At 48.4% G+C, this 25,426-nt stretch carries 26 protein-coding genes; 14 read left to right on the forward strand and 12 right to left on the reverse strand.

Annotated elements, in window-relative coordinates:
• Nucleotides 1-414 precede the first annotated feature (414 nt).
• The gene (locus JTN23_RS22260) at nucleotides 415-2,817 is read left to right on the forward strand and encodes a T9SS type B sorting domain-containing protein (RefSeq protein WP_247237278.1); all 2,403 of its coding nucleotides are present in this window, start codon (nucleotides 415-417) and stop codon (nucleotides 2,815-2,817) included.
• A 93-nt stretch (nucleotides 2,818-2,910) separates the two neighbouring features.
• On the opposite strand, the gene JTN23_RS22265 is transcribed toward JTN23_RS22260, so the two are convergent.
• From JTN23_RS22265 to rplU, 3 genes are all read right to left on the reverse strand, one after another.
• Nucleotides 2,911-3,507 (reverse strand): NifU family protein, encoded by a 597-nt coding sequence (locus tag JTN23_RS22265; protein ID WP_247237279.1) that lies wholly within the window; start codon nucleotides 3,505-3,507, stop codon nucleotides 2,911-2,913.
• A gap of 209 nt (nucleotides 3,508-3,716) precedes the next feature.
• Nucleotides 3,717-3,998 (reverse strand): 50S ribosomal protein L27, encoded by a 282-nt coding sequence (gene rpmA / locus JTN23_RS22270; protein WP_247237280.1) that lies wholly within the window; start codon nucleotides 3,996-3,998, stop codon nucleotides 3,717-3,719.
• 99 nt (nucleotides 3,999-4,097) lie between these two features.
• The gene (rplU, locus tag JTN23_RS22275) at nucleotides 4,098-4,412 is read right to left on the reverse strand and encodes a 50S ribosomal protein L21 (protein ID WP_247237281.1); all 315 of its coding nucleotides are present in this window, start codon (nucleotides 4,410-4,412) and stop codon (nucleotides 4,098-4,100) included.
• 236 nt (nucleotides 4,413-4,648) lie between these two features.
• Here rplU and JTN23_RS22280 point away from each other — a divergent pair, with 236 nt between their 5' ends.
• From JTN23_RS22280 to JTN23_RS22300, 5 genes are all read left to right on the forward strand, one after another.
• Nucleotides 4,649-5,167 carry a TlpA disulfide reductase family protein gene (locus JTN23_RS22280; protein ID WP_247237282.1) on the forward strand — a complete coding sequence of 173 codons (519 nt, stop codon included), beginning with the start codon at nucleotides 4,649-4,651 and terminating at the stop codon, nucleotides 5,165-5,167.
• A 13-nt stretch (nucleotides 5,168-5,180) separates the two neighbouring features.
• Nucleotides 5,181-5,903, forward strand: a complete 723-nt coding sequence (locus tag JTN23_RS22285; protein ID WP_247237283.1) for a thioredoxin family protein — start codon at nucleotides 5,181-5,183, stop codon at nucleotides 5,901-5,903.
• A gap of 159 nt (nucleotides 5,904-6,062) precedes the next feature.
• Entirely contained in the window at nucleotides 6,063-6,968 is a 906-nt protein-coding gene (locus JTN23_RS22290) for an SMP-30/gluconolactonase/LRE family protein (RefSeq protein WP_247237284.1), read from the forward strand.
• A gap of 70 nt (nucleotides 6,969-7,038) precedes the next feature.
• Nucleotides 7,039-7,419, forward strand: a complete 381-nt coding sequence (locus JTN23_RS22295; RefSeq protein WP_247237285.1) for a diacylglycerol kinase family protein — start codon at nucleotides 7,039-7,041, stop codon at nucleotides 7,417-7,419.
• A gap of 28 nt (nucleotides 7,420-7,447) precedes the next feature.
• A complete protein-coding gene (locus JTN23_RS22300; RefSeq protein WP_247237286.1) occupies nucleotides 7,448-7,924 on the forward strand; it encodes a hypothetical protein in 477 nt (158 codons plus the stop codon).
• Between the two features lie 77 nt (nucleotides 7,925-8,001).
• Here JTN23_RS22300 and JTN23_RS22305 read toward each other — a convergent pair whose 3' ends face one another.
• Nucleotides 8,002-8,514 (reverse strand): DUF2911 domain-containing protein, encoded by a 513-nt coding sequence (locus JTN23_RS22305; RefSeq protein WP_247237287.1) that lies wholly within the window; start codon nucleotides 8,512-8,514, stop codon nucleotides 8,002-8,004.
• 213 nt (nucleotides 8,515-8,727) lie between these two features.
• Here JTN23_RS22305 and recG point away from each other — a divergent pair, with 213 nt between their 5' ends.
• A complete protein-coding gene (gene recG, locus JTN23_RS22310; RefSeq protein WP_247237288.1) occupies nucleotides 8,728-10,830 on the forward strand; it encodes an ATP-dependent DNA helicase RecG in 2,103 nt (700 codons plus the stop codon).
• A 109-nt stretch (nucleotides 10,831-10,939) separates the two neighbouring features.
• Nucleotides 10,940-12,022, forward strand: coding sequence for a hypothetical protein (locus JTN23_RS22315; protein WP_247237289.1), 1,083 nt, complete (start codon nucleotides 10,940-10,942; stop codon nucleotides 12,020-12,022).
• A gap of 243 nt (nucleotides 12,023-12,265) precedes the next feature.
• Here JTN23_RS22315 and JTN23_RS22320 read toward each other — a convergent pair whose 3' ends face one another.
• Both JTN23_RS22320 and JTN23_RS22325 read right to left on the reverse strand, forming a co-directional pair.
• The gene (locus JTN23_RS22320) at nucleotides 12,266-13,147 is read right to left on the reverse strand and encodes a ZIP family metal transporter (protein WP_310586742.1); all 882 of its coding nucleotides are present in this window, start codon (nucleotides 13,145-13,147) and stop codon (nucleotides 12,266-12,268) included.
• Between the two features lie 47 nt (nucleotides 13,148-13,194).
• On the reverse strand, nucleotides 13,195-13,383 hold the full coding sequence (locus tag JTN23_RS22325) for a M13-type metalloendopeptidase (RefSeq protein ID WP_310586743.1): 189 nt from the start codon (nucleotides 13,381-13,383) through the stop codon (nucleotides 13,195-13,197).
• 134 nt (nucleotides 13,384-13,517) lie between these two features.
• On the opposite strand from JTN23_RS22325, the gene JTN23_RS22330 reads away from it, so the two are divergent.
• Nucleotides 13,518-14,666, forward strand: coding sequence for a hypothetical protein (locus JTN23_RS22330; protein WP_247237290.1), 1,149 nt, complete (start codon nucleotides 13,518-13,520; stop codon nucleotides 14,664-14,666).
• Nucleotides 14,667-14,767: 101 nt separating this feature from the next.
• On the opposite strand, the gene JTN23_RS22335 is transcribed toward JTN23_RS22330, so the two are convergent.
• A complete protein-coding gene (locus JTN23_RS22335) occupies nucleotides 14,768-15,751 on the reverse strand; it encodes a Gfo/Idh/MocA family protein (protein WP_247237291.1) in 984 nt (327 codons plus the stop codon).
• A 146-nt stretch (nucleotides 15,752-15,897) separates the two neighbouring features.
• Here JTN23_RS22335 and JTN23_RS22340 point away from each other — a divergent pair, with 146 nt between their 5' ends.
• The 4 genes from JTN23_RS22340 to JTN23_RS22355 all read left to right on the forward strand — a co-directional run bounded on the left by JTN23_RS22340 (nucleotide 15,898) and on the right by JTN23_RS22355 (nucleotide 19,091).
• Nucleotides 15,898-16,575 carry a hypothetical protein gene (locus tag JTN23_RS22340; protein ID WP_247237292.1) on the forward strand — a complete coding sequence of 226 codons (678 nt, stop codon included), beginning with the start codon at nucleotides 15,898-15,900 and terminating at the stop codon, nucleotides 16,573-16,575.
• Nucleotides 16,576-17,250: 675 nt separating this feature from the next.
• Nucleotides 17,251-17,820 carry a Crp/Fnr family transcriptional regulator gene (locus JTN23_RS22345; RefSeq protein ID WP_247237293.1) on the forward strand — a complete coding sequence of 190 codons (570 nt, stop codon included), beginning with the start codon at nucleotides 17,251-17,253 and terminating at the stop codon, nucleotides 17,818-17,820.
• Nucleotides 17,821-17,907: 87 nt separating this feature from the next.
• Nucleotides 17,908-18,495 (forward strand): hypothetical protein, encoded by a 588-nt coding sequence (locus JTN23_RS22350; protein ID WP_247237294.1) that lies wholly within the window; start codon nucleotides 17,908-17,910, stop codon nucleotides 18,493-18,495.
• Between the two features lie 212 nt (nucleotides 18,496-18,707).
• The gene (locus JTN23_RS22355) at nucleotides 18,708-19,091 is read left to right on the forward strand and encodes a hypothetical protein (RefSeq protein WP_247237295.1); all 384 of its coding nucleotides are present in this window, start codon (nucleotides 18,708-18,710) and stop codon (nucleotides 19,089-19,091) included.
• 163 nt (nucleotides 19,092-19,254) lie between these two features.
• On the opposite strand, the gene JTN23_RS22360 is transcribed toward JTN23_RS22355, so the two are convergent.
• Both JTN23_RS22360 and arr read right to left on the reverse strand, forming a co-directional pair.
• Entirely contained in the window at nucleotides 19,255-20,031 is a 777-nt protein-coding gene (locus tag JTN23_RS22360) for a phytanoyl-CoA dioxygenase family protein (protein ID WP_247237296.1), read from the reverse strand.
• Between the two features lie 69 nt (nucleotides 20,032-20,100).
• Nucleotides 20,101-20,514, reverse strand: a complete 414-nt coding sequence (arr, locus tag JTN23_RS22365; RefSeq protein ID WP_247237297.1) for an NAD(+)--rifampin ADP-ribosyltransferase — start codon at nucleotides 20,512-20,514, stop codon at nucleotides 20,101-20,103.
• Nucleotides 20,515-20,785: 271 nt separating this feature from the next.
• Here arr and JTN23_RS22370 point away from each other — a divergent pair, with 271 nt between their 5' ends.
• The gene (locus JTN23_RS22370) at nucleotides 20,786-23,074 is read left to right on the forward strand and encodes a PAS domain-containing sensor histidine kinase (protein WP_247237298.1); all 2,289 of its coding nucleotides are present in this window, start codon (nucleotides 20,786-20,788) and stop codon (nucleotides 23,072-23,074) included.
• 387 nt (nucleotides 23,075-23,461) lie between these two features.
• On the opposite strand, the gene JTN23_RS22375 is transcribed toward JTN23_RS22370, so the two are convergent.
• From JTN23_RS22375 to JTN23_RS22385, 3 genes are all read right to left on the reverse strand, one after another.
• Entirely contained in the window at nucleotides 23,462-23,920 is a 459-nt protein-coding gene (locus JTN23_RS22375; protein ID WP_247237299.1) for a hypothetical protein, read from the reverse strand.
• A gap of 371 nt (nucleotides 23,921-24,291) precedes the next feature.
• Nucleotides 24,292-24,867, reverse strand: coding sequence for an AbiV family abortive infection protein (locus JTN23_RS22380; protein WP_247237300.1), 576 nt, complete (start codon nucleotides 24,865-24,867; stop codon nucleotides 24,292-24,294).
• Between the two features lie 101 nt (nucleotides 24,868-24,968).
• Nucleotides 24,969-25,358, reverse strand: coding sequence for an SIR2 family protein (locus tag JTN23_RS22385; protein ID WP_247237301.1), 390 nt, complete (start codon nucleotides 25,356-25,358; stop codon nucleotides 24,969-24,971).
• Nucleotides 25,359-25,426: the final 68 nt, after the last annotated feature.

The raw sequence follows: 25,426 nt of genomic DNA on the forward strand, positions 1-25,426 counted from the left end.
ATCCGGTGGAGTAGTCTACTACTACCGGCTTTATGCTCTTAAACTATAGTCGCTTGCTGACTCTTCCTGCTGACAGGCTGCAATTACAGTACCAAAAAAAGCTTTGCTACTACCTGATCTCCGCCAGTAATTGCTATCTGCTCCCGCTTTGGCTTCTCGTCAGCTGATGCATTTATATGTATGCAAGCATACTACCTTTCGCCAAAGGTACACCCTTTTTTATATTCTTCCCGCTAAAAGCCTACCAATCTTACAGAATTTCGGTCATATCCTCCGAGGTAACTCTGACGGGTTAATCAGTAACCGTTCACGAAGTAACCCTACGAATATAGCTTCCGTGGGTTGTTCAAAGCAGTGATAAAACCCAAATGGCACCATTATTGCGGGCACCTGCTGACGAATAACCAGCAGACGATGACGAAAAGGAATAGGTGGATTAGCCTTATAGCCTTCTGCATGTTGGGGCTGATCACTTCGGTAGCCCATGCCTCCCATATCATAGGTGGAAACCTGATCTTTTCGCCCCGGCAGGGCCAGGCTGGCGTTTACACCGTCAGTGTAGTACTTTACTATGACGCCAACAGCAGCGACCCTAATCCCGACCAGGAAGAAGTAACAGTTTCTTTCTTCCGTAAGCGGGACCACGCCCGGCAGCAGGACCTCCGGCTGAAGCGCACCGGTAAGGAACCACTCGCGTTTACCAATCCGGGCTGCGCCCGCTCTAAAAACCTACAGATCAATGTGGTTACTTTCACGGCGGATGTGCGCCTACCGGCCACACAGTACAATGATGCCGATGGCTACTACATAACCTGGGAACGCTGCTGCCTCAGCAGCTCCGTAGTTAATATTAAAGGCGCTGGCTCGGCCTCTATGGTACTCTATGCGGAGTTTCCGGCCCTACAGACGCCCAACAGTTCTCCTACATTTAATTCGGCCAACGGAGAGATTCTCTGCCTCAACACCCCCTACCAGTTTGCGGGGGGCGCCACCGATGCCGATGGTGACGAACTCCGCTACCGGCTCGAAACACCTTTCAGCAGTACCCGTGCGCCTTATCCCATCGATCCGGTGGCTCCCGCTACTACCGGACCTTACCCTTCGGCCGAATGGTCCACCGGATACAGCCTCGCCCGCGTAATACCCGGCAATCCGTCGCTGAAGGTAGATCCCTCCACTGGGAGTATTAGCCTTACTCCCACTCAGGTGGGACTCTTTGTATACCGGGTAGTGGCCGAAGAGTACCGCAAGGGCCGCAAGATTGGCGAAGTGCACCGCGACTACCAGCTCCTGGTTATTGATTGTCCCAACGAGAACCCTCCACCTGTTGGCTTGACCAGCGCTCTCTACCCGCCCGGTACCTCCATCAATGATGGCAAAGAAGCCCTTGAAGTAAGTATTTGCCAAGGCGACACCATCTTTCTGCAAGCCGATGCTGCTCCCGAATGGGCCTACCAGTGGCAGCGTGATGGCGTTAATATCCCAAGTGGCAATAAGGCGGCTATCCGTATTGCGCAGGAAGGAGTCTACAACGTGATCAAAACCTACGCCAACCGCTGTGGATTTGCCAGGGCGATGGGTGAAAAAATAGAGGTAAAATACCGCTCGCAGCCCCAGCCCGAGATCACCCCCGGACCAACGGCCGGTATTTGCGAAGGTGTAGCCGTGACGCTCACGGCCCAGGGCGGCGCTCCTGACTGGCAGGTACGCTGGCAGAAGGACGGACAGCCCATCCCTGACGCTACCAGTACCACACTGCCTGATGTAAAGCTAGAGGGTACCTATGTAATACAGGTAAAAAGCAGCACGTCGGGCTGTACGGGCTCAGATACCGTGCAGGTCAGTTATAAAGACCGCCCTGATGCCCAGCTGATCCATACCGCCACGGAATTTTGTGAAGGCGACAGCCTTCGCCTGCAGACCAGCCAGGGCTCGAGCCTGCAGTACGTTTGGTTCCGTAACAATGCCCCGCTGCCCAATCCGGTTACGTCTACTCTGTACGCCCGTACCGATGGGACCTATATGGTGGAGATCACGGACAAAGCTTCGGGCTGCTCAAGTCTATCACAGTCGGTGGCTATTCGCATGAATCCGGTACCTGAAGTACTTTTTGATTCTATCCCAGCCCAGTGCGGACTGGCCAATGCGCGCCTGAACTTAGTAGCCAGCCCGGTCGGTGGGGTATTTTCGGGTCGGGGCGTAGCAGGCGCTGTGTTTGACTCCCAAAGGGCTGGTGCCGGTTCGCACCCAATTACCTACCTCTATACCAGCGCCAACGGCTGCACCCGCTCCGCTACCCGTATAGCCGAAGTAGTACAGGCTCCGCGCGTTCAGCTAGCCAGTAACAAGTCCATTCTGGCAGGGAGTAGTGTCCTGATCCGCAGTTCTGTTACCGAGGGTGCCACGTATAGCTGGAGTCCTCCCGAAGGACTGGATGACGCGACCATTGCACAACCTACCGCCTCTCCTGCTCAAACGACTACCTACCGCCTCAGGGTATCTACGGCCGATGGATGTTACAATGAAGATGAAATTACTATAGAGGTACTCCCGACGGTCACTATACCCAACGGCTTCACCCCCAATGGCGATGGCGTTAATGACACCTGGCAACTCGCCGACATAGGAGCTTACCCGGGTTGTGAAGTAGAGATATTTAACCGCTGGGGCAGCCGGGTATTCCGCTCGGTTGGGTACTTGAAGGAGTGGGATGGCCTTTATGAAGGGCAGGAGCTTCCCGCCGCCACCTACTACTACGTCATTAAGCTCAACGAGCAGCTACCCACCCGCAGCGGTAGTGTCACGATATTCAGGTAATAAAAGAGCGAGGCTTCCCCAGTGGAACAGCCTCGCTCTTTTTCTAAATTAATCTTATCAGAAAGCTAACAGCTAATACTTAAATACTAGCGACTACACGCCTTCCGCTACTACTTCTTTCACGTTAGGTACCATGCGGGTCAGCAGGTTCTCGATGCCTGCCTTCAGAGTAATAGTTGACGATGGACAGCCACTGCATGAACCCTGCAGCAGTACCTTTACCGCACCCGACTCTTCGTCAAATGAGTGAAAGCTGATAGCTCCTCCATCTGACTCTACCGCCGGGCGTATGTACTGATCCAGTACGGCCTTGATCTGCTGTACAGTTTCGGAGTCGTTAGCGTCCACAATAATGGTATTCTTATCAATGGTACGCTGCTCAAATACCGGGTGGTTTTCTTCAAAGTATATCTTCAGGAACTGCTTGGTATCTCTGAGTACCTCTTCCCACTGGGTTTCTTCATCTTTGGTAAGCGTAATGAAGTTGCTGGCGATAAATACGCGCTGTACGTAGGGAAACTGGAACAGATCACCCGCCAGAGGAGAAGCCTTACCTTCTTCCAGGGCAGCCTCAACGTTGGGGTAATCAAAGGAAAGCCCTTCGGGTGCCAGCATGAAGTTCAGTACAAACTTCATGGAGTTGGGATTGGGGCTGAGTTCGGTATAAATATAGACAGGTCGCTTTAACATGGTAGTTAAGATAGTAGCTATTGGGTTACGACAGGAGCGGGAGTTGTTCTTAAAGTAGTCACTCCAACCCTCTCAGAACATCAAAAAATTTTTTTTGGTTTACCACCAACCATTTTCCTTCTAAAAAGCAACAGCCCGCCGGAAGGGGCGGGCTGTGCAGTGTATCATATGTGCCGGCAGTATGGCTACTACTGACAAGATTCTACGGATTAAGCTTCGGCCTGAACCGGCTGGGCCTGGATTGGCTCAATGTGAACGTACGACTTGTTGTCGCGTGTCTTACGGAAAACTACGTGTCCATCAGCCAGAGCGAACAGTGTGTGGTCACGACCCACACCCACGTTACGACCTGGGTTGTGCTTAGTACCACGCTGACGCACGATAATATTACCCGCTTTGGCAAGCTGTCCACCGAACAGTTTTACGCCAAGACGTTTGCTTTCTGATTCACGACCGTTTTTCGAGCTACCTACACCTTTCTTGTGTGCCATGATGTTCGAATAGTTATAATGTTATTGTAAAATTTTAATTCTTTACTCTCGGCAGATGGTCTTCACGCAATCGTTACTGACCTACCGCACTGCCCTGTATTAGAGCTTGATCTCGTCGATACGAACGCGGGTCAGGTACTGACGGTGTCCGTTTCTTACACGATAGCCCTTGCGGCGCTTCTTCTTGAATACGATCACCTTCTCACCACGGAGGTGCTCTACGATTGTACCACTTACGGAAACTCCACCACCAATGGCGGGAGCACCGATCTGTACATCGCCTCCGTTATCTACCAGGAGGACTTTGTCAAACACAAGTGCAGCGTCCACGTCACCTTCAAGCCTATGCGTGAAGATTTCGAGGCCCTTTTCTACTTTAAATTGCTGCCCTGCGATCTCTACGATTGCGTACATGATTCTAACTTAGTTAAACCTATATTTTCAAAATGAGGTGCAAAGATAGTTACCTACTGACAGAATAGCAATGCCTACCTGCTAAATATTTTGATTCTCAGCGCAATTAACCGCTACTATTTACGTATTTTCGTAGGGTAAGAAAAGACAGGACCGGGACGTAGGGGTAAGGAGTGAGTTAGCTGTCTGTACAATGTGTTGCACTCATTATGAGGAAGTTGTTTTTCGTATATTTAATGGCAGCCTTTTCATCGGTCCTGGCTCAGGTGCCGGTCGGGAAGGAGCCTCTGGCTGCCGATACACTCGCCGCTGCCAGTCCGGAGTCCACACCAGTACTGAAAGTCAAATGGGGGGCGCTGGATTCACTCATGAGTAGCTCCACCGACACGACGTATATCATTAATTTCTGGGCTACCTGGTGCCGCCCCTGCGTGGCCGAATTACCTCACTTTGAACAGGTTCGGCAGGACTACGCCCGCCATAAAGTCAGAGTTTTATTAGTTAGCATGGATTTTGCAAAGGATATAGAAGACCGTGTTATTCCTTTTGTAGATAGAATGAAACTTAAGAGCACGGTTTGGCTATTGAATGAACCGGATGCTAATAGCTGGATTGAGCAGGTAGACACTTCCTGGTCAGGAGCCTTACCGGCTACGTTAATAATAAATTCAGCCCGTCCGCGGCGAATGTTTTTTGAAAAAGCATTAGATTACGAAACGTTGGCGCGGGAGTTGAGCTATTTTATAGAATACTAATACATCCTACACGATGGAAACAAACAGAAATAAAGTAAAAGTACCCTTTTGGCTGACCATGCTCCTGCTCTCCGGAACTGCGCTGAGTGGATTGGTACTGGCCAAATCGGTAAAAGCAGGTACCTCAGCCTCCCAGACACAGGCCAGGAGTATCCGCACCGACTCAGGTACTGAAGGCACCCAACCCGACGGCTATCAGGTAGGTGACATAGTGGCCAACTTCCGCCTGAAAAACGTGGATGGCCGGATGCTCTCTCTCTCCGACTTTACCAGCCAGAAAGGCGTGATTATAGTATTCCAGAGTAACCATTGCCCTTTTTCCAAGGCCTACGAGGATCGTATCATAGCACTGGATCGCAAGTTTAACACGCAGGGATACCCGGTACTGGCGATTAACCCCAGCGACCCTACGTCTTACCCTGACGACAACATTGACCAGATGCAGTACCGGGCCCGTACGAAAGGGTACACCTACCCTTTCCTGTCCGATGACAAGCAGGTGGTAGCCCAGGCCTTCGGGGCCAGCCGTACTCCACAGGTATTCGTGCTTAAAAACAACGGAGCCGGTCGCTTCATGGTACAGTACCTGGGTACCATCGACGATAACCCGCAGGACCCTGCTGGCGTTACCAAGCGCTACGTAGACGATGCCGTTTCCAATCTGCTGTCGAATAAGCCGGTGGTAATCACCACTACTAAGGCCATTGGATGCGCTATAAAGTGGCGTGAAATGTAAGATTATAAGACCTACCTGATACAGAATACAGCCGGAGCGTGGGCTCCGGCTTTTTTATAGGTACCTCTCGCTAATTAGTCACTCCTGACTATTGCCTTTTCGGCATTACTCGCTACCTTGGAGCCCTATTATAGTCTTCAACCCACTCCTTATTATCTAATGCTTACGCGCCTATCAGCTATCCTGTTACTGGCTTTATCGTTCAGTGCGAGCCTACTGGCCCAGCCCGTCACCAAGACTTTTACGGCTGAGGAGGAATTTACGGAAAACTGCGAAGGACCGGCCGTAGATGCCGATGGCAATATCTATGCTGTCAACTTTGCGCAGGATGGTACCATCGCTCAGATTAGTCCGAGGGGGCGCACAAGTTTCTTCATTACCCTGCCCAAAGGCAGCACCGGCAACGGCATCCGCTTTGGTAGTGCTACTATCTTTTATATAGCTGACTTTACCGGTCATAATGTACTCAAAGCCGACCTGAACACCCGTCAGGTGACGGTATTTGTACATGAACCCCGCATGAACCAGCCCAACGACCTGGCCATCACGCGCAGCGGACATATTTTCTGCTCCGACCCCAACTGGAAAGAAAGTACCGGACAGGTATGGCACGTATCGCCCGAAGGTAAAGCACGCCTGGTAGCCCCCAATATGGGTACTACCAACGGCATAGAGGTGAGCCCGGATGAAAAGACCTTGTACGTCAACGAAAGTGTACAGCGCAATGTATGGGCCTTTGATCTGGCTCCGGACGGTACTCTGTCCAACAAGCGCCTGCTGATCCAATTTGAAGATGGTGGTATGGACGGTATGCGCTGCGATGTGGAAGGCAACCTGTACATCACCCGCCACGGTAAGGGCGAAGTAGCCGTAGTATCCCCCCAGGGTAAGCTGCTGCGTACCATTCCGACCATCGGCAAGAAGGTATCCAACATCAGCTTCGGGGGGCGTAATGGCAAGACCTGCTACATTACTTTACAGGATCGCGGGTGCCTCGAAACCTTCAAATCTAAAGTAGCCGGACGCGAATGGGCCATGATGAAGGACTTCACCCGGAAGAAATAGCCTCTCTCCCTTTTTGTTCGTGGCGGTGTTGTTGTATTTTGCGTGCTATACCTAATGCAGATATAACCTCATGAGTCAGCGCCCTATTGATATACCCAAAGCCCTACGCAGTTTCAGATACGCCGGTGAAGGTATAGTCAGTCTGTTCAGGTTTGAGAATAACGCCCGTATTCACCTGCTGGCAGCCGTAGCAGTCATTCTGCTCGGCTTCTTTTTTGAGATATCTATTGCCGAATGGGGACTCATTATCACCCACATTGGTCTGGTATGGATGGCGGAGGCATTTAACACTGCCTTCGAAAAACTTGCAGATCTGGTTTCGCCCGAGTACCACCCTACCATCAAGGCCGTCAAAGACCTGGCGGCTGGCGGTGTGCTGATGGTAGCCCTATCGGCGGTCATAGTGGGTGGTCTGGTTTTTATACCTAAGCTACTGGCATTTTTCCTTTAGGTACTTCATGCAAATCCGGAGCCTCTCTATGCGCTACTGTTTACTACTCTCATTGCTTCTGTGCCTCAGTGGTACAGGTCGGGCTCAGACTATCCAGCCCGGGACTACCCAGTCGGGAACATCCGATATGGCCAGAATGCGCCAGTGGTACGACCGCGAGACCATCTACCTGATGGGCCCTAATCGTTACGTCAAAAACAATGTAATGTACGGCGGACATCAGCAGCTCAAACGGGAATTTGTGATATCGGAGGGAGGCATGCAGCTGTACCTGCGTTCGCGCCGGATGCGCAACATTGCCACGGTGATTTCACTGGCCGGATCGGCCGGTTCTATTTATTCTCTCGTTACAGGCAACCGTAACAATGTCCGGACGTTCTTCTGGATATCGCTGGGTACGGGACTGGTATCCTCTACCCTGTCCATGCAGGCCAACAGCCAGCTCGGTCAGGCCGTCTGGCTCCGCAACCGCGACGCGCTTATTCTTTTGGAGCAGCAGAGGTAATTGCAGAACGACTATAAACACAAGCGCGTCCCGGACCTAGTCCGGGACGCGCTCCTTATAAGCAACACTTGCTTTACTTAAAACTTCATAGGTACCGAGAAACCGGTATTGTCCCACTGGAAGTCCAGTGCATTGTCTTTTACGTCAAAGGCCAGTTTCTCGGCTGAGTTGCTGTACTTCTTGGTAGGTACTGTTACCTTCAGTACATCTTTGTCCTTGATCTTATCGTAGTTGTAAGCGCCCCACTGCTTGCGCTCGCTGTTCAGAATCACAGTCCACTCTTTTTCGCCAGGAATAGAGAACAGTGTGTAGGTACCGGCCTTTACGGGCTTTCCACCAAATGTTCCATCTTTCTTGAAAGTAATTTCGGTAGCTTCGTTAGCACCGGTCCGCCATACTTTGCCGTAGGGCTCCAGGCTACCACTACCTTCGGCTCCAAACAGGGTACGTCCGCGCTTGGATGGCTGTCCGTATACAACACTCACATTTTTGCCCTCAGCAGTCATGCGTGGGCTGGGTTTGGCTTCCTGAGCAGCGGCCCAGGTAAAGGCAACAAGGGTGAGGAACAGGGTCAAGATGGTCTTTTTCATACTACGTAGATTGGAATGTTGGTTGATATTCGTGTTGAAAACGTCCACAAATCTAAAAACTTGTTTGACCTGCGCAATATCAGGAGTCATAAATTAAAAACATACACATAATCAATAGGATAAAATCGGGCGCTGCCTGCTCTAAAACTACGGGTGTATAGAGGCTATTTGAGCATATTTATGTAATTTTGAAGAAGGAGTACCGTAAAGCGAATGACCGAACGTAACAACTTCTTCGACACTAAAATCGAGTTTCTGAAAGGGGTGGGCCCCCAGCGGGCCGTACTCCTCAACAAGGAACTGAACATCTTCAACTACGGAGACCTGCTGCAGCACTACCCGTTTCGTCACGAGGACCGCACGCGCTTTTACCGCATCAGCGAACTCAGCGAGCTACTTCCGGGCGCTCAGATCAAGGGCCGGCTCAAAGACTGGGAAATCATAGGCGAAGGCGCCAAAAAGCGACTGGTGGGGCAGTTTATGGATGGAACCGGTGTACTTGAACTGGTGTGGTTCCAGGGTATCACCTGGTTTGAGAAGATCCTGCGCCGCAATACCGAGTACGTCGTATACGGTAAGCCGGCCTTCTTCGGTGGCAAGTACAGCATTACGCACCCCGAGATAGAATTACTTTCTCCCGAAAACGAAGCCGGAGGTTTTTTCATGCCGGTGTACTCCCTCACGGACAAGCTCCGCAAGCGGTTTGTAGACAGTCGCGCCATCGGCAAGATGATGCGCACGCTGCTCGAGCTGGCGACGCCCCACATCCGCGAAACGCTCCCTGAGTCGCTCCGCCAGCAGTTCCGGCTCATTGGCAAGGCCGACGCCCTCTGGAACATTCACCTGCCGCAGAGCCAGGCACACCTGATTCAGGCGCAGCGTCGGCTCAAGTTCGAGGAGTTGTTCTACAACCAGCTCCGGCTCATCAAGAGCAAGCTGCTGCAGCGCAATGAGTTTCCGGGGCAGATATTCACGCACGTGGCGCTCCTGCGCGATTTCTACGACCACCACCTGCCCTTCGAGCTCACCAACGCCCAGAAGAAGGTACTGCGCGAAATACACGAAGACTTAAAAAGCGGGAAGCAGATGAACCGCCTGCTGCAGGGGGACGTAGGTTCTGGCAAAACCATTGTAGCCTTTATTACCATGCTGATGGCCATTGATAGCGGCGCCCAGGCTTGCCTCATGGCCCCCACCGAGATCCTGGCCGACCAGCACTACCAGGGCCTCAAGGAGTTTGCGGACCTGCTGGGTATTAACATCGGCAAGCTCACCGGCTCTACCCGCAAGAAGGAGCGCGACGCCATCCATGAGCAGTTGCAGGATGGCTCCATGCAGATCATTGTAGGTACCCATGCCCTGCTCGAAAATGTAGTACAGTTCCAGAACCTGGGGCTTTGCATCATCGACGAGCAGCACCGCTTCGGGGTAGCGCAGCGCGCCCGGCTGTGGGCCAAGAACGAACATGTGTACCCACACGTACTAGTGATGACGGCTACGCCCATTCCGCGTACGCTGGCCATGACGCTCTACGGCGATCTGGACATCTCGGTCATTGACGAGCTACCCGCCGGTCGTAAACCCATCAAAACCGTCCACCGCTACGATGCCCACCGCGCTACCTTGTTTGGATTTCTGAAAGAAGAGATCGCCAAGGGACGGCAGGTGTACATCGTGTACCCGCTCATTGAGGAGTCGGAGAAGATGGATCTTAAAGACCTGATGGATGGCTACGAAAGCATATCGCGTTCCTTCCCGGACGTGCCCCTGAGCATCCTGCACGGCAAGATGAAGCCCAAGGACAAGGAGTATGAGATGGCCCGCTTTCTCCGGCAGGAGACCAAGATCATGGTCGCTACTACGGTGATCGAGGTAGGGGTCAATGTACCCAATGCCTCGGTGATGGTGATAGAGAATGCTGAGCGCTTTGGGCTGGCGCAGCTGCACCAGCTACGGGGCCGCGTAGGTCGGGGCGCCGAGCAGTCGTACTGTATCCTGATGACGGACTTTAAGCTGAGCAAGGAAACTAAGAAGCGCCTCGAGACCATGTGCCGCACCAACAACGGCTTTGAGATAGCCGAAGTAGACCTCGAGCTACGTGGCCCCGGCGACCTGTCGGGTACCCAGCAGAGCGGGATCATGGACTTCCTCATCGCTGACCTGGCCAAGGACGGTGAAATACTCAAAGCCGCCCGCGCCTCCGCCGAAGCTATCCTCGACCAGGACCCCGAGTTAGTACTTCCCCAACACGCCCCCATCCGCTCGCACCTGGACAACCTCCGCCACGCCGAGACCAACTGGAGTCGGATTAGTTAGGGGGTGGGCTTAACCTGTTTGCAATCAAGCGGGTGAGTGAATTAATTCTAATACTCTCTAAATTACGTTTAGCATATTTCATTATTTCATAATAAGCAATATTTAATATATGGTTGTTAAATTTGATAATCAGTATCATATTTATCCGATTGTATTGATTCCCGATAAAATCAGAAATCAAATACAATCAGACATAGATGAGGATGTTATAGCACTAGAATTAGGTATAAAAAGGCCTCAAAAATTAAAAATACAAAAACCTCAACCTCCATCAAAATATTACTATAAAGAAAGCTCAGAAATAAAGTTAAATTATACCGTTAAAGATATAACTTTTTTATTTTTTATTTTTATAGGATCAATTTGCATCGGCAATTCTTTTTCAAATTCTTTTGATGAAGGCATTAAAATAACAATATTTGCATTTATTGGATGGAGTCTTTTTTATATAATATTTAGTATTATTTTTGAAAAAAAATTTAACGTATTCGAAACTAGGAAGCAATATATTGAAAAAGAATTAGATTCAAAAGAATTTCAAGAATTGGAAATTAAATACCAACAAAATTTATTAATATTTAATGATAAAAATAAAAAACTTGAATTAGAGTATATTGATAAATTGAATGAATACAATATGCTTATTGACTCTAATAGAAAAACAATCAAAGAAAGAATTTATCAAAGAGCATTAATTCCTAATCTTCCTGCTTCCCGAGGCCCTGTTTCTACAAAAAGAGGATTCACAGAATTACAATTTTTGAAAATTTTAGATGAAGAACTGAAAGGAATAATTTTTGCTGACATGGTACCATCTATAAACTTACAGAAAAAAGCAAATGTCTATAATCCTGATTTTACATTGATTTGCAACAAAACAAATCTTCATATTGATATAGAAATCGACGAACCATATTCTATGTTTGAAAAAACCCCAATCCATTATATAGGATGCCCAGATGACCAAAGAAATTACTTTTTTTTAGAAAATAATTGGTGTGTAATCAGATTTAGCGAAAAACAGATTATTACAAATCCTTCAGAATGCTTAAAAACAATTAAATCTGTTTATAATAGTATAATTGAAATGAATGAACACTACACAACAAATCTGAAATTTGATTCAAGATGGACCTATGAGGAATCATTGATTATGCAAAAAAATAGATATAGAGAAATTTATCTAAGTTAACACAGTAAATCTATAATCTATTATGAGTGCCTTCCCAAATAACAAATACTATTGTGTACCACTTTTGTTTAATATATGATTTTTAGATCAGTGAGGGCACCTATAAATAAATTTGTTCTTCAATCTAAAAAACTACTAAGAAGAACAATTTATGAAAGGTATTTGAGTACCTAACTCTACATCCGGTTGTTTCACGAAATATTGTGTGCATGAAGGTCTGTGTCACCACTGAATTAGGCAAAATCACCCTAACGCCACATCCAGCACCATCATGACGGCGAAGCCAAGCATGGCGCCGATGGTAGAAAGATCGGTTTCGTCGCCGGTCTGGGATTCGGGAATGAGTTCTTCTACTACTACGAAAATCATAGCTCCCGCGGCGAAGGAAAGGGCATAGGGCAGCAGGGGCGTCATAGTCGCGACCAGATAGGCACCCAACACCCCGGCTATGGGCTCGACCAGACCGGAAAGTTGCCCGTAAAAGAAAGCTTTGCCCCGGGAGAAGCCTTCGCGCCGCAGGGGCACCGATACGGCGGTCCCTTCCGGGAAGTTTTGCAGGCCAATGCCAAGGGTTAGTACCAGGGCACCCGAAAGGGCACCTACATCGGACGAATGAGCCAACGCACCAAAGGCCACGCCTACGGCCAACCCTTCGGGAATATTGTGTAAGGTAATGGCCAGAATCAACAGCACGCTCCTTTCCCAGGAAGTTTTGATGCCCTCCGATTTATCTACCGAAAGCCGGTTGTGCAGATGCGGCAGTGTTTTATCAATCAGCAGCAGAAACGCTCCCCCCGCCAGAAAACCCACTACCGCCGGTACCCAGCTAGGGCCGTTCCCCTGCTCTTTAGCCATTTGGATAGCCGGGGCCAGCAGCGACCAGAAACTAGCGGCGATCATCACCCCGGCCGCAAACCCCAGCATCAGGTTAAGCAACCGGCGGTTGATGGTTTTGAAGAAAAAAACTAACGAGGCCCCCAGGGCGGTCAGGCCCCACGTAAAAAGCGTGGCCCCGAGTGCCAGCAGCACCGGGTCATAGTCAAGCAGCCAGCTTTTGTCCATGAATATAAATATAAGATTGAATGGGTTGGTAGCAACCACCAGGTTGCTTTTATATAAGGACAAAAGTAAGCCACAATTGTTCCACACGGTTGTTACCACACAGTGATTCTTCAGCTTTCTGGATTGTATATTTTGTCGCCCGGCTGCACGATGAAGGCTTTGTAAAAAGGCGTGAAGTTCATCAGCGGCCCGTTTGCCGAGGAGTGCGGGTTAGTATTGACATACATCCGCATGTACTCGCCCCGGCTTTTGACGCGCCAAATCCGGGCGATGGAGATAAAGAAACGTTGATAGAGCATGAAGCCAATTCCGTGGTTCTGACGGTGCTGGCACTCGCTCCCCCCCCTACATATCCCCCGTTAGCTCTTCAACTTTTAAAAAAAATACAATTCAGATCACTAAAACGACGCTTCAATCAGAAGCTGGACTGTTATTGCTTCCTCACTACTCATCTTTGCGGCTGTTAATTAGCCATATCAAACAGTTAAGCCTTAAAATGAAAAGACAATTAGTAAGCGTTGCCATGCAGTTATTTGTAGTAGTTATTTTAGTAACGGCCTGTAAGAATGATGACTTATTACAACCAAAACCACCGGTGTCTGTACCACAACCGGAAGAAGGCTTTTTCCCCGTCCACGTGAAAGCCGTCATAACCGTTGGCGATGTAGTATACGACAGTATTCCCGCTACTTTTACCATCACTACCTGGGACGCCAGGGGAGTAACTCACCAGAAAGATACAACCCTACCTGCTGGCAAACAAGTTATTTACCTGTCTAAAAATGCCTCGCGCTACGGCCTGAAGCTGCAAAAATGGGGCATCACTGATGAAAAGATCCTGAATAAAACCGACGTAATCGAAGGCGCCCTCTACCAGCTGGGTGGACGTAAAGAAGCCAAAAAATTGCAATGGGTCAGCGAATACCGATTTGTAAACGAGGCTCCGCAAATAAGTACCAAACAGCATTTTATTTACGATGATCAGGGGCGGATCAATGAGGTACATGCTTATGCTCCTGATCCCAACGATGGGGTATTACGTTCGGGCAGTAGTGATATATTCCTCTATGACGGTAACGAATTGTGGGTTAACAATACAAGTAAAAAGAATGGCACCGTATGGTCCCACAATGCCTATACATTTGACGATCAGGGCCGTATTATTCAATCAAAGTACCGTTACCTCCTTGATAATTACATGTACACCAATCAGTATACGAGTGAAGGCATAGTGATGTTCATGGGAAAAAACGCAACTGATCCAAACGGTTCCAGGATAGTACTCAGGTATGTTGGTGGTAACCGGGTTGAGGAAAAAACAATTATTCCTGGTTACACAACCACACTCAAAAACTTTAAATACGACTTCAACATCAATCCCTATGTGGTAATAAAAATGCCAAGCCTGTACTTTGAACATAGTTCTAAAAATAATGTAATAGCCGAAGGTTGGGAAGGTGGCGATCAATTTACCTACGAATACCAATACGATGCAGATGGCTATGTAACGGAAGTGACTACTAAAATCAGGAACAACAACGGCCAGATCATGAATTATAGTAAAACAGTCTATACCTACTAAATAAAGGCATAATGAAAAGAAGCCTATGAAAAGGGGGAGTGGTACCACTCCCCCTTTTCATAGGTTTCTCCGTAGTCTGTATCCCCACAGACCATAAGTACCTATCCCTGTGTAATCAGATCCAGTATCCTACTGGATCGGGTGCCCGTTTCTCCGGTGCTCGCACAGGTACCCTCTCCACGTAGCGCCGCCACCACCGACTCAATCATCGGCTGCTGAATATGGGCCGGAGCCGGAATAGTCAGTACTTCGGTGGTATGCTCCGTCTCGATGGTGAGTTTTCCCATCTCAAAGAATGAAAAGGTAATCTTCCCCTTGCTGCCTAGCAGGTATGTTTCTTCCTTTTGCTGATTGGGGGGAACCGTAAAACACCAGCTACCCGATCCCACTACACCCGAGTCAAACCCAAAGGCAGCCACCACAGCATCATCGGCCGGATAGAGCCCGGCCTGGTTTCGAGCCACGCCTGTTGCCTGGGTGATTGGCCCCAGCAGGAATTCCAGAAAATCGAATTGATGAGAGGCCAGGTCGTGGAAATGTCCACCGCCCGACACCTCGGGCAGTACCCGCCACTTGGGTTGTGCGCCGGGTGCTGTTTCTTCCGCGGAGGGAGACTTATGTACTATAGTGTGTACCGTTTTTATATCTCCGATCACCCCCTGCTCGACCAGTTCCTTGACCTTCAGGAAGTAAGGCAAGGCCCGGCGGTAGTAGGCGACGAAGAGCGGGGTACCTGTTTCCTCGCTTACCCTGACCATCTCTTCGCACTGGGCAGTGTTAAGGGCCATGGGTTTTTCTACGTACACGGGCTTACCCAGCCGGAGGGCCTTGATTGTATATTCTTTATGCGTATCGGGTGGAGTAGCCACGTAGATGGCATTCACCTCCGGGTCGTTCAGGAGGTCATCGGCCTGGTCATACCACTTGGGTACGCCATGTCGTTGGGCATAGTCAGCGGCTTTGGCGCCGTCACGGCGCATCACGGCTACCAGTTCCGAATGGGGTACCCTGGAGAAGGCAGGGCCACTTTTGACTTCGGTAACATCACCGCACCCGATGATCCCCCATTTGACAGTATCAAGCATGTATATAGTAGTTGAGATGTACAGGAGAGACCATAGATGCCAACTACTACCCTTACAAGTGAGTGTGGCTGACATAGCAAAAAGATACTAGCTCACTGGCCTGTGGGGACAAAGATTCGTACGTTTATGGAAAAGATCGTACATATATGAAAAACCTCTTCCTCGTCTCCCTATTCGCTCTGCTATGCATTAGTACGTGGGCACATGATGAAGACCCATATCATCCTGGAAGCATCAAAAACCGTATAGACAGCCTGGAAATTTCTTTTATTGACCTCCGGACGAATCCTTTTCTGTATAGGGTAGTAAAGAAGTTTATTCAGGAACGAGCAGATAGCTCAGCTCTTTTCAGAGGGGGCTATGGCTTCGTTACCATTGATCGCATCAGGCTATCTCCTCCCGGACCGATACCAATACAGCAATTAGATACATACGCCAGGGATGTAACAGCCACTTTCACCCTAACTACCAGTAGCTATCCTCTATCAGACAGGAGCTCACTTACACGGTACCCCAGCCACTACTCCCTAGTGGATGGCCGGGTGGTACTGGTGTACAATGAACTACTGGAATGGACGACCCGCCCCCTCTATACCCATGCCAGCAGAACCAGAGTTGAAAAGCTGGTCCTCGATTGCTTACAAATGGCGCTCCTTCCGGACTTTGTGATCTACGACCCCTTCAAAGGAGAGTCTTACAAACTATCTGAGGAACAGAGAGGAAAAATGTCCCAGCGTGAAATTCTCGAAATGGCTTCTTTCACCGTTAGTAGCAATAAAACAGTTATACAGAATTTTGATGGGTCGGTAGTTTACTCTAAGTAGCTGTTAGTGATCCGCCCCTAACCACTCCCCAGAAACAAGAATATCCATATTTATTTCATTATAACGATATTGCAACACAGTACCCACTAAATTGATAGTCAATATAAAAGATAGCGTCACCAGAAGCTACCTACTACGAATGTACGTTTTAGGAGTCACATTACTATGTTTGTCAATACCCTCTCTTTTAGATTCCTTGACTCCCAGAAATGCATTGATACCACTAAAAGGCACTTTGGAATCATGCGATATCAACATATTAACGGCATCAGGTAAAGGGCGAAATAGATCAGAAACTAAAAGTCGAGAGGCAGAACTGACCTTTTACTTGTATGAGTTTAAGAAAAAGTTTTCCCTAAGGGAAAACATTGGTGAAGAATACAGACATGCACCCTACTCTACCATAAGAAAGAAACTGAATCAAGCAGATTCGATTACAGTCTGGGTAAAGAAATCACAATCAGAAGATTGGGAGCCAAATGTATATCAGATCGAATCAGAGAAAGGAGTAATATTGAATCTCGAAACAAAACAAATGACTGCACGGGCTCTGACAGTTTTTCTAATATCAGGAGCAATAGTATGTATTCTTTTTCCTACGTATTTTTTCTTTCCTAGGCTCTTCGGCAGACAGTTGTAAGGCTAAAGTCAATTAAAGTCCCTCCATCCAGACCTATGCTAGCAGAAAGACTAAAAAGCTCGTTTGATAAGTACTTTGAGGCGCCCCTTGCGGCGTGGGAAGAATTTGCTTCGTACGGTGAGATTGTCAGGTTCCGCAAAAATGAGGTAATTAAGGCCGGGGGAAGTACCGAAAAATATGGATACTTCATACTGAAAGGCAGTGGTGGGGTATTTATCTGGAAGGAGAACAACTACGTCTGCCTTGATCTGATGTACGAAGAGGATTTCTTTGCTGACTCCATGTCCCTGTACACCGGACTCTCCTCCCCCATCGAGACCATGGCCCTAGAAAACAGTGAGATGCTGAGGCTATCCAAAGGCAACATCAACAAGTTAAAAGCCACCCCTATGGGGCAGCTGCTATTTCTGATAGCCGCCGAAAACTCGTTTGTTGAAAAACAAAACCAGCAGATCGACCTTCTGATGAAAAACGCGACGGAGCGGTACCTGCAACTACTGAACCGGCAGCCCAGGCTCATTCAGAGAACTCCCCAGAAGCATATAGCCTCCTACCTGGGTATCACTACGCAGAGCCTAAGCCGGATCCGAAAAAATATTGAGTAGGACTGATTTATTACCACAGGGTAACTTTATTTAGCCTCTATACCAGGACCTTTGCCTCATCAACCAACTTACTAAACACTTGATACGATGAGGCTAATCGTACTTATTTCCTGCATTATTTTCACATCGCTCCTCCAGAAGGCACTGGGGCAGGACAACGCTGCCATCTATAAAAAAGGATTTCTATTCGGCCTGTCAACCGGAGCGGGCTCTATCCATACTTCCATTTCGAATGCACCGAACGAGGCTCAGGCGGGTGTGGCCCATAACTGGAAGATCGGCACCATGCTTACTAGCCGAACGGCTCTGCTACTTCAGGGGGTAGTCACCACGTACAGGTACAGTGGCAATGCAGCATCACCCAGAGAAAGACTGAGAGGCTTTGAGGGTCTACTACCATCCCTGCAATACTGGGTCAACAACAGGCTCTGGATTACCGGTGGAGTGGGTGTAGGCATGGACAATCCCGTTTTTTATGATGTAAAAGATAGCAGTGAAGGCAGGTACCATAGCAGGGGTTTCAAAACAGCCCTAAATACCGGCTATGAAATATGGCAGCGAAAGAATATGACCATAGATATCCAGGGGCGGCTTTCGCACGGAGCTGTACAGGTACCCGAAGGAACAAGAAACTCGCTAGCCGCCGATATATTGATCGGTTTTAACCTGTACTAAGCTGGTTAAGCCGTTCCAATTCATCCATACTTTGTAACAATTGGTATACTACTTCATACCATTCATCAACTTTAGCTATATCAGCTTAGGTAAAATATCCAACCTTTGAGGGCAGACAAGGATCATAGGTAGTAGACTCTAGTAGCGCTACACCCGGATGCTCTACGTCGATGTCCAATCCATAACTAATATCAACTTATTCAAAGTAGCCCATGAAAAATTTATTTCTGCTTTTAGTAGCACTCGTGACGTTTAGTAGCTGTAAAGACAACACACCCGCTCCTTCTCTGAGCGGAACGTTCGTTGGCCCGGTGAGTGTCAGGAGTGAAAAAAATCACGGTACTTCCACCTACTCAGAGGGAGAGATTACCCTTAAACAGCTAAGCACGACTTCGGTTGAAATCTCCAGCAGACAGTTTGATGCCTTTGTTATCCATAATGTGAAGCAATACGGAGCCATGTATTCGGCTGGCGAGGGTACCAATACGTTTAGCTACTCTCAGAATGAAAAATCAAAAAGCCTGCTGCTCGACTGGACCACCGAGGTAAACGGCAATGAGCAAACCGTCGTATTTGGAGGTGGCAAAAAGAAATAACCCATAAGGATATCCCTCAACAGGCAATAAGCCCGGTAGATTATGCTGTATAATCTATCGGGCTTATTGCTTTCGCAGCTTCCACTTCTAGCGGTGACTGGTTATTCAGAGGTCTATTTAACAATGGCCCGGCAGCGATACCGTACTAGCGGCGAAGCAGGCATTACATCAGTCCCCTCAGGATTGCTTTTTCTACCGGGCATAATTCACTTTCACTCCGGCTGAGGTCAAAGCTTTTCTTTGGTAGCAGGGGTGGCTGAGCCATGAACTTTGGGTTAGCGCCCAGGTGGTCCTGTGCCGCATGGACTATGATGGGGTGACACAGATATACAGTACCCGCTTTGCCGGTGGCCAATGTCTCCTCACGCTTGGGCAGGCCATCGAGCTTTTGGGCCAGCTCCATAAACGAGAGGCCGTTTTCTCCTTCGGGGGCTAACACTTTGGCTACATCCAGATGGGAACCGACCCTGATGCGCGTGGGTGCGTCCTGCTCAGACACATCCGAAAAAAGAAACAGCATGAGCAAGGCCCGTCCTTTGGAGTGCACGTTGACCCGCCACCTTAGATAGTCGCCCGTATCATCACCCGGAAAACTGGCATCCACGTGCCAGCCCGTATCCCCGGCAGATTGCTTACTGGGAAATCGTATAGGAAACGAACCTAAGGTCTGTCTGGGTAGCCAGTTGCCCGAGCCTGCCAACTGGTCAAAGGCCGCATGCAGCCGGGGCGTATTCGCGGCTTTCCGGAATGGTTCAAGCCCCAGTTCAGGGATGCGGACTACGGGTTGCGTCCAGCTCTCCGGATCAAGGGGATTACACCCCGTTGCTTTCCACAAAACAGAACGACACTCCTCGGCAACTGCTTCAGGAAAGGCATGCTCTACCTTGATAAAACCATCGTTAATAAAACTATCGATCTGCTCTGTTGATAACTGTTCCATCGGTTCTCTGGCTAACGGTAAAGTACTTGTGAAGTAGTGGCATCAAGAGGGCCGCGTCCACCTAATGACTCAGTCCTCAATGGCCTCGATACCCATTTGCTTAAGGCGCTCGAGGTGCTCCTTCATGGCGTTGAGCTGTTCGGGAGAGTGCCCCTGCCAGTCCATAACCTCACCTACCACCCGAAGCGGAGCCCGGGAGCGGTACGACTTCGTTGGGTTACCGGGGAACTTCTTATCCGTCAGGTTGGGATCATCTTCAATCGGGCCCGTCGGCTCTACTATATAGATTCTGCCGGGTCCTTCGCCCAGGGCCAGTTCGGCCCCCCAGGTAGCCGCATCCAGAGTGGCAGTCAGGTAGACATAGGACGCCTTCTTCCTCGCCCCGTAGTTTGAGCTGAAGCCGGGTTCGATCAGGTCTCCCGGCTTCAGCTCAGCCTTTGTACCATGATAAAACCTCTGTGAATGGTCAATCGTAGACTCCATGGCGTTGCACTTACTTAGGTTTGTCTTATAAGCAATCTTGTGGATGTATTTAATATACTTACCCCTCTGAATACGTTGTGTTAGGTATTTCTCTGTCGGGAGGCATCGGGCCAGCCAGAGGCATATCTCAGCGTGACAGGTATACGGCTATAAAGTACTACCGAATATTATGTAAGTACTTTAAGTAAAAGAGAATTATAACAATAAGGGTTTATATAGTTGTTATTACATTTGTCTGATTCTACAATAACTATTTCCTGTTCCCTTACTTATGATCAGTAACGATCTACAAACTCCCTCTATTGAAGCATCCATATTATACCAGGTGCCCGATGCTCTGATCTGGGTAAAACCGGTACTTGCCAGTGATGCCACTGTGGAGGATTTTGAGATCGGATACGCCAATAAAGCAGCGATCGAGGGTGTTGGTCATCCAAAGGGCGATCTGAAAGGTTTACGCATCCTTCGTGATGGTGTTCCTTCCGAATTGAATGCTCCTGAAAATTTCAGACACTTTCTTGATGTATACCAGACGGGAGAGATAAAGGAATTCACTTTTACAACTTACACTAATCGGGTATACGAAACCGTACGGCAACCTCATAACGAGGGAGTACTTAGTGTGACCCGTGACCGCGGCGCCCAACGGCAGGCTGAGCATCGGGAAAAGGCAACACGCCGCACCATGGAATCCATTGTGAAGGGTTCTCCCACGGGAATAGCCGTGTTTGATGCGGTACGAAGTAGCGAGGGCACCATCCTTGACTTTAAGGTACGCGTGTATAATGAGCAGCGGAATAGATTGTTGGGACTTACTGAAGAAGAAGGCACTACCCTGCAGCTTAGTGAAATCCTTGAGATTTTAGGTTCGGTGACCGCTTTTGACCAGTATGTTGAAGTGGTAGAGCAAGGTACGTCGATACAGCGTGAGCAGTATGTAGAGCGATCCGGGAAGTGGCTTTCTATTTCTGCAGTAAAGCTGGACGATGGCTTTCTGGCTATGCTTGGTGACATCACCGAACTGAAACAATCACAACACATCCTTCAGCAACAAACCGACTACCTCAATAATATTCTGAATGCTTCGCTCAGTGCCGTTTTTACGTGTGAGGCCGTACGAGATGAAGCAGGTACTATCGTGGATCTGCGCTACACCCAGATCAATGAGATGTACAAGCAGATGATCGGTAAGACGGAAGAAGAAGTAGTGGGAAAAACCATGAGGGAATTGTTTCCGACTGCGGTAACTACGGGCGTTTTTACTACGCATTGCAATGTGATCAAAACGGGTGTTCCGGCCCGGTTTGACCTGCGGTACCAGGGGGAAGGTCTGGATGCCTGGTTTGACATCTCTTCGGTAAAAGTAGGGGAAAACGGTGTAGTGGTTACGTTTGTGGACGTGCTGGAGCAAAAAATAGCCGCCCAGAAAATAGAAGAGCAAAAAAGACTGCTGGACAAAATACTTACGAGCTCTTCCAACGGTATATCGGTTTCCGAAGTGATTCGTGACGAACAGGGCCAGGTAGTAGACGGCCGCACTATCCTGGCGAATGATGCCGCCGTGCAAATCGCCGGTATTCCTAGGGATATATACCTGGGCAAAAAGGCTTCGGAGGTAGAGCCGGGTATGCTCCAGTCGCCCTACTTTCAGATGTGCGTACACACACTGGAAACCGGGGAGCCTTTCATCACCCAATATTTTCTGGAGGTGACCGGACGGTGGCTGGAAGTAAGCGTGTCTCGCATGGACCGGGACCACCTCATCCACATTTTTACGGATGTCACCCCCATCCAGGAAGCGCAACTACAAAAAGACAGATTGGTAGAAGAACTCAGACGCTCGAATCAGAGTCTGGAGGAGTTTGCCCACGTGGCTTCTCACGATATGAAAGAGCCACTCCGGAAAATCAGAACATTTGCCAGCCGGTTAAAAATAAAGCTAGCCCAGGGGTTAGATGAGAAAGATACCGGCCTGATCGACCGGATTGAAACAGCGGCTGAACGTATGCAGTTGCTGGTGGATGATCTGCTGGAGTTTTCGCACGTGAATGAACGTCCTCGTGACATGGACCTAATTGACCTGAATGAAACGGCCAGTAAGGTACTTGCCGATCTGGACCTTCCCATAGAGGAAAAAGGAGCCAAAGTGGAGGTGGGAGCATTACCCACTGTAAAAGGAAACGGACGCCAGCTCCAGCAACTATTTTACAACCTGATCAGTAACGCCCTTAAGTATAGCAAACCCGCTACACCTCCCGAACTCTCCATCCAGTGCCGTACAGTCATAGGTTCGGAAGTACCAGGGGACAGGCTACCTGCTGATCAGGGAAATAAGACCTTCTATCTGATCGAAGTTCGTGACAACGGTATAGGGTTTGACCAACAGTATGCGGAGCGGATCTTTCGTATATTTCACCGACTGCATGGCAAATCAGAATATTCGGGGACAGGGGTAGGTCTTTCGATTGCCAAGAAAGTTACCGAAAATCATAACGGCTCCATCTGGGCCACCAGCGAAATGGATGTAGGTTCCACCTTTCATATACTTCTGCCTGTGTAGAATCCCCAATTCCTACAACCACATTCTATTACCGCCGTTTCCGCCGTTGCTGGTGTTTTTCACCAGCAACTTCTTAGCGTATGGCTTATGCGCTAGTGCCTGATTTGTCGGTTTTAACACCAGCGAAGACGAATTCAATAGTTGACGCATAGCTGGCCGCTCGCTTTCCCTGGTTCCGTTGTAGTGAATCTGTCTAATGAACTGCTCTGAATCCTGGGCCAGTGCTAAAATGCACACCTCGCCGCGCTTATAGCCCGGTTGGATGCTGCGGCTCCGGCCGCCCGGCCCGCAGGCCCTTACCGTCTAAGGTGAACCAACGCTTCGCTTCCGGGCTCAGAACCAGTCCGAACCACCGCGGGCGCAGACGCCTCAAAGAGACAGGTTCGGCTAGTAAGAGCCGGGCTTATTTTCCTTGTTGAGCCAGTGTAGCACCGCTGCTGTAGCCAGCCCTCCGGCCAGGTACCAGGCAATGGTCATGGCTTTGGTTTGAGGAGTGCGGGAACTGGGGGCATCGCCCAGGCCCATGGGACCGGGCAATACAATAGCTCCGATACCGGCTGCCAGTCCTAATCCTGCGGCGCGCAGCCATAGGGTATCTTTTTTTCCAGCGCCTGCCAGGCTATAATACAAGGTATTTGAAAGCATATCGCCTACCAGGGCAGCCGTATGCAGTGGCTTTCCCTGGGGAGGCTGTATAGCTGCTTTGCGCAGGTACTTGTCTATGGCCCGCATCCCCAGCAGATCCATACGCGGGGCATCAGGATTAAACTGCCTTACTGTTTCGTGGAGCAGGGTAAGTGCAGAGGCACCGGCTAATCCTGCTCCGGCTGATTGTAGATAATTCATGGCTTACCGGGTTGGTTTAAATTGTATATAACTACTGAATTTCCGCCGTTGTTGGTGAAAAGCACCAGTAACTTTTACGCGAGTGACTCATTGGCGGTCCCTGAAAGATAAGGTATTCTGCCGTTGCTGGTGCTTTTTATGAGCTACTTTTAAATGGGTGGATTACTTGGAGATATCTGACTCGATGGTGTGGTAATGCCGGTGGGGTCCAAATTTAGCGCTTACGACTAGTATATGAAAAGTAGGCGATTTCGAAGGACGAAACTTTCGGTATAGAACAAAGTTCGATGCGTGCCAAAACCCTTGAATTCACTAATGTTTCGCCTATTTTTTATATACATTGTTGTGCACTGGTTTTCTTTAATTCCTGCCTACTTCATAAATCCTTTTGTTCCTATTTGTTCTCCATTTTCAATTGTCACTTCATATATTCTACTTAATCCAACTTTGACTGCTTTAATAATATTTTCCGCATCACTCTTTGAAACAGATTCACTAGGAGTAGAAAGTTTCTTTAAATCAAAATCACTATCAACATACATAGATTTTAATTTTTTGCTGAAATCAAAATTCATAATCTCTATACCATCTCCAGCAAATTGGGGAAGTGAATTCCCGTCAATTTTAATCCACTCTATTCTTGAAATTTTTTTGTTGTGTTTCGTATAGTTTTTTTGAAATTCTTCTTCCTTCATTATTCCAGTAAAAACATCCGCAGCCATCTGCGATTTAGATATTTCTTCTAAAGATGCAAATCCTAAAAAATAAGCTCGTTCATATGACTCATTTTCCAAAAGCAATTCAGCTTCTCCCAATAGTTTTACAGATTCACTTAAAGATGCTTGGTAAATTTCAAGATAAACCATCATTTTTTGAGAATCTATTCCATTGAGTTTATTCATAATCAATGTTTTCATAATCCCAGGTGAATATGTATTATCTTCCATAATCTTTATACTGTTTTAATTTTGACTTGTGCACAATGTTCAACGGCTTTGCGTTGGGTCTCGCCCCGCTGACGCAAAGCCGCTGTTAGGTGCAGTTTAATCTAGATATTAATCTTCTTGAGAATTTCAGGTATTTCGTCAAATGATGTAAACCAAATAATCAAAACTCCAAGTTCTTTCATTATTTCCTCATTCAGTTTATGATGTCGATTTAAAAATTCTTCTGCTCCTTTTACGTTGCTTACTAACTGATTTTTGTTTCCGTCTAACTCCGAAAAGGCAAAGGTATCAATAGTTAATCTACGCATAAAAGCATAGTGTCTAGGCCGGTCGATATTTCTTGCAGAAATGTCAAGTAGTCTACGCAAATTAGGGTCTGTCAAAGATAGACCTACCATTAAACAATTATTTTCTCTTAGACTTGTTAATTGGACGAGATTTGACCAATGATAAGCATCAGTAGAGTTGTTGCAGCGGGTTAAATTTGCCAAATGAAGCTATCAACTACGGATTTAAAGACAGACCGTCAGTGGCGTTCAGCCACGGGTTTAGATAAGAA

Origin of the sequence: Telluribacter roseus (assembly GCF_017355915.2) — a bacterium.
Lineage (GTDB): Bacteria > Bacteroidota > Bacteroidia > Cytophagales > Spirosomataceae > Telluribacter.

Bases quoted from the DNA above. Each gene is read 5' to 3' on its own strand.
- JTN23_RS22260 (WP_247237278.1), top strand. From the start codon at position 415: ATGACGAAAAGGAATAGGTGGATTAGCCTTATAGCCTTCTGCATGTTG.
- JTN23_RS22265 (WP_247237279.1), bottom strand. From the start codon at position 3,507: ATGTTAAAGCGACCTGTCTATATTTATACCGAACTCAGCCCCAATCCC.
- rpmA (WP_247237280.1), bottom strand. From the start codon at position 3,998: ATGGCACACAAGAAAGGTGTAGGTAGCTCGAAAAACGGTCGTGAATCA.
- rplU (WP_247237281.1), bottom strand. From the start codon at position 4,412: ATGTACGCAATCGTAGAGATCGCAGGGCAGCAATTTAAAGTAGAAAAG.
- JTN23_RS22280 (WP_247237282.1), top strand. From the start codon at position 4,649: ATGGCAGCCTTTTCATCGGTCCTGGCTCAGGTGCCGGTCGGGAAGGAG.
- JTN23_RS22285 (WP_247237283.1), top strand. From the start codon at position 5,181: ATGGAAACAAACAGAAATAAAGTAAAAGTACCCTTTTGGCTGACCATG.
- JTN23_RS22290 (WP_247237284.1), top strand. From the start codon at position 6,063: ATGCTTACGCGCCTATCAGCTATCCTGTTACTGGCTTTATCGTTCAGT.
- JTN23_RS22295 (WP_247237285.1), top strand. From the start codon at position 7,039: ATGAGTCAGCGCCCTATTGATATACCCAAAGCCCTACGCAGTTTCAGA.
- JTN23_RS22300 (WP_247237286.1), top strand. From the start codon at position 7,448: ATGCGCTACTGTTTACTACTCTCATTGCTTCTGTGCCTCAGTGGTACA.
- JTN23_RS22305 (WP_247237287.1), bottom strand. From the start codon at position 8,514: ATGAAAAAGACCATCTTGACCCTGTTCCTCACCCTTGTTGCCTTTACC.
- recG (WP_247237288.1), top strand. From the start codon at position 8,728: ATGACCGAACGTAACAACTTCTTCGACACTAAAATCGAGTTTCTGAAA.
- JTN23_RS22315 (WP_247237289.1), top strand. From the start codon at position 10,940: ATGGTTGTTAAATTTGATAATCAGTATCATATTTATCCGATTGTATTG.
- JTN23_RS22325 (WP_310586743.1), bottom strand. From the start codon at position 13,383: ATGCTCTATCAACGTTTCTTTATCTCCATCGCCCGGATTTGGCGCGTC.
- JTN23_RS22335 (WP_247237291.1), bottom strand. From the start codon at position 15,751: ATGCTTGATACTGTCAAATGGGGGATCATCGGGTGCGGTGATGTTACC.
- JTN23_RS22340 (WP_247237292.1), top strand. From the start codon at position 15,898: ATGAAAAACCTCTTCCTCGTCTCCCTATTCGCTCTGCTATGCATTAGT.
- JTN23_RS22345 (WP_247237293.1), top strand. From the start codon at position 17,251: ATGCTAGCAGAAAGACTAAAAAGCTCGTTTGATAAGTACTTTGAGGCG.
- JTN23_RS22350 (WP_247237294.1), top strand. From the start codon at position 17,908: ATGAGGCTAATCGTACTTATTTCCTGCATTATTTTCACATCGCTCCTC.
- JTN23_RS22355 (WP_247237295.1), top strand. From the start codon at position 18,708: ATGAAAAATTTATTTCTGCTTTTAGTAGCACTCGTGACGTTTAGTAGC.
- JTN23_RS22360 (WP_247237296.1), bottom strand. From the start codon at position 20,031: ATGGAACAGTTATCAACAGAGCAGATCGATAGTTTTATTAACGATGGT.
- arr (WP_247237297.1), bottom strand. From the start codon at position 20,514: ATGGAGTCTACGATTGACCATTCACAGAGGTTTTATCATGGTACAAAG.
- JTN23_RS22370 (WP_247237298.1), top strand. From the start codon at position 20,786: ATGATCAGTAACGATCTACAAACTCCCTCTATTGAAGCATCCATATTA.
- JTN23_RS22375 (WP_247237299.1), bottom strand. From the start codon at position 23,920: ATGAATTATCTACAATCAGCCGGAGCAGGATTAGCCGGTGCCTCTGCA.
- JTN23_RS22380 (WP_247237300.1), bottom strand. From the start codon at position 24,867: ATGGAAGATAATACATATTCACCTGGGATTATGAAAACATTGATTATG.